We start from the raw sequence: 2,761 nt of genomic DNA on the forward strand, positions 1-2,761 counted from the left end.
TCGCCGCAAGATCGTGGTGCGCGTTCAGTCGCCCAACGAAAGCCCGGCCTTCGCGCTGGTCGATGTCAATGCGCGCAGCGCCCGCTGGCTGGGCGAGCAATATCCCGGGCTGAAGGCTCCGGACATCAGCACGGTGCGGCCGATCCGCTTCAAGGCCGCCGATGGGCTGGAACTCACCGGATACCTTACGCTGCCGCAGGGCCGGGATCCCAAGAACCTGCCCCTCGTAGTGTTGCCCCACGGCGGCCCGGCGTCGCGCGACACGCTCGACTTCGACTGGTGGTCGCAAGGCATGGCCTCGCGCGGCTACGCCGTCCTGAAGGTCAACTTCCGAGGTTCGGCGGGGCTCGGCCGCGCGCATCTGGAGGCCGGCTGGGGGCAGTGGGGCCGCAAGATGCAGACGGACCTTTCCGACGGCGTGCGGCATCTGGCCGGACAGGGGCTCATCGATCCCAAGCGGGTCTGCATCGTCGGCGGCAGCTATGGCGGCTACGCTGCGCTCGCCGGGACGACCCTGGACCGGGGTGTCTATCGCTGCGCGGTCTCGGTGGCCGGGGTCACCGATCTGGCCGGCATGATCGCATTCGGCACGACGCGGGGCGGGACGTCCACGCGGCGGTACTGGATGCGGTTCATGGGCGCGGAGACCGGCGATGACCCCGTCCTGAAGACCCTGTCGCCGGTTCATCTGGCCGACCGCGCCGACGCGCCGATCCTGCTGATCCACGGCAAGGATGACACCGTGGTGCCGGCCGACCAGAGCCAGCGGATGGCCGACGCCCTGAAGAAGGCCGGCAAGCCGGTGGAGCTGATCCTCCAGAAGGGCGCCGACCACTGGCTCTCCCGCGGCGACACCCGGCTTGAGACCCTGACCGCCACCATGGCGTTCGTCGAGAAACACAATCCGCCGAACTGAGGGGGCGGGCGAAGGTCTAGGGCGCCTCGCCTCGGTCGTCCGGGACGGCGTCGCGGGCCGTCGATGCGGTCAAGTCCGCGACAACGATTTCGATCATGCGCATGGCGAGCGGGTCGGGCGCTGCGAAGGCGAGCCGGTCGAAGTTGATCGGGAGGGCCAGGCAGCCGTGGACTCCGGACCAGGCGAGCTGGGCCAGCAGGCCGGGGTCGCCGGGACGAATCCGGCCCAGCGCCTGGCCTTCCGAAACGGCCTGGATCAACAGGGCGGCGAAGGGCGCTTCGTCCAGGGGATCGCGCGGCGGCTTGGGCAGGGTGTCCGGGCGCACGAAGAGAAATGCGCCGCGAAAGAGTTCGGGCCGGGTTCCGGCGACCTCGACATAGGTTTTCAGCAGGGCCTCAAGGCGCGCGACGGGATCGACGATCCCGGCCGCCAGCTCGGCGAGCTGCGCATTGATGGTCTCGACCGGCTCCATCCAGAGGGACTGCATGAGGCCCTGGAGGCTTCCGAAGTGGGCGTAGATCGTGCCGACGCTCACCTCCGCCCGCAGCGCGATGGCGCGGACGGACACCGCCGTCGCGCCCTGCTCGGCATAGACGCCGGCGGCGGCCTTCTGGATATGCCGGCGCGCGGCCTGCCTTTGCGCGACGGTCGCCGGTTTTCGACCCATAGCGTCCTTATGCGGCCAGGCTCGTCCGGTTCAAGTTCATGCGGGCGCGGAGCACCTCAAGCGGCGTGTCGAGCTCGTCTTCCCAGCGTTCGAAGTTGAGGTTTCGCGCGGTCCGGCCATAGCTCCAGCCGTCCACGAACGCGTCCATGGCGTCGACGATCAGGCCGGGCCGGACGAACGCCATGTGAGCGGTCGTCACCGCCACCCGCATCGCATGATAGGGGAAGCGAAGCTGGGCGAGGTAGAAGGCCGCCAGGGCGAGCTCGCCCCAGTTCGTCGCCTCGTAGCCGGTGAGGACATGCAGGAAGTCGTGGATCTGGAATCCACGCACCATCATGTAGCTGAGGTCGGGCGGGAGGCGGTCCAGCTTGCCGGACCGGGTCAGTTCCTCGTTGAACTGTCGGTAGTTGCGGCCGAGATTCTGCTCCAGCTTGTTGTCCACGATGAAGCGGCGGTAGGCGTGCCCGAGCGTGCCGGGCGCGCATTGGGCCAGGCGTTCGAGCGAAAGCCGCTCGGAGATGTAGCGGCTCGCCAGCAGGGGCGCCGCCTCGGGAATCGAGGCGAGTTCGGCGCTGTAGGCGTCGATCGCCTTCTGGGGCGCCTCGGCCCACCAATCGTGGAACAGCAGATAGACCCCGTAGTCGAGCGGGGCGTCCGCCGCGCGCAGGAACTTGGCCGCAAACGCCCGATCGATGATCTCTGGACCTGCCATGGTCGCCTCCCGTGTTGTCGGCCGAGACTAGCAGGACGGCGATTAAATGAACAAGTTCATTTTTAACGGCCCGGATGTCGGCGGCGCACCGGCGGCGACCTTTGATCCAGCGCAAGGCGCCTTGTGTGGCCTGCGCGCAACACTACATCGAAGGTGAACGAGGGCCGTGCTCAGACGAGGCGGGCCTTGTCGATCCGCCTATCGAGGGGACATCCATGAACATCGATCTCTATTCCGACCGTGCGCGGCAGGCGGTGCAATCCGCCCAGAGCCTGGCCCTGGCGCGCCGCCACCAGCAACTGGCGCCCGAACATCTGCTCAAGGTGCTGCTGGAGGAGCGCGACGGCCTGGCCCGCGCCCTGATCCAGAGCGCCGGGGGCCGGCCCGATGCGGCCGACGCCGCCGTGGAGGCGGCTCTGTCGCGGGTTCCGCGCGTCGAGGGCGGCTCCGGCCAGCTCTACATGAA

The 2,761-nt window shown here is 68.5% G+C and carries 4 protein-coding genes; 2 read left to right on the forward strand and 2 right to left on the reverse strand.

All coding sequences use genetic code 11. The annotated features are described in order from the left end of the window. Nucleotides 1-916: alpha/beta hydrolase family protein (locus tag ACIQ3R_RS17220; RefSeq protein ID WP_397420075.1), on the forward strand; the 916-nt coding region annotated here is incomplete at its 5' end. A 16-nt stretch (nucleotides 917-932) separates the two neighbouring features. Here the strand turns inward: ACIQ3R_RS17220 and ACIQ3R_RS17225 are convergent. Then, a complete protein-coding gene (locus ACIQ3R_RS17225) occupies nucleotides 933-1,583 on the reverse strand; it encodes a TetR/AcrR family transcriptional regulator (RefSeq protein ID WP_397420076.1) in 651 nt (216 codons plus the stop codon). A 7-nt stretch (nucleotides 1,584-1,590) separates the two neighbouring features. Continuing rightward, nucleotides 1,591-2,295 (reverse strand): Coq4 family protein, encoded by a 705-nt coding sequence (locus ACIQ3R_RS17230; RefSeq protein WP_397420077.1) that lies wholly within the window; start codon nucleotides 2,293-2,295, stop codon nucleotides 1,591-1,593. Between the two features lie 215 nt (nucleotides 2,296-2,510). Between ACIQ3R_RS17230 and ACIQ3R_RS17235 the strand changes: the two genes are divergently transcribed. Beyond that, nucleotides 2,511-2,761, forward strand: a 251-nt coding sequence (locus ACIQ3R_RS17235) for a Clp protease N-terminal domain-containing protein (RefSeq protein ID WP_397420078.1), incomplete at its 3' end; no start/stop codon positions are given.

The organism is Phenylobacterium sp. (assembly GCF_044371015.1).
Lineage (GTDB): Bacteria > Pseudomonadota > Alphaproteobacteria > Caulobacterales > Caulobacteraceae > Phenylobacterium.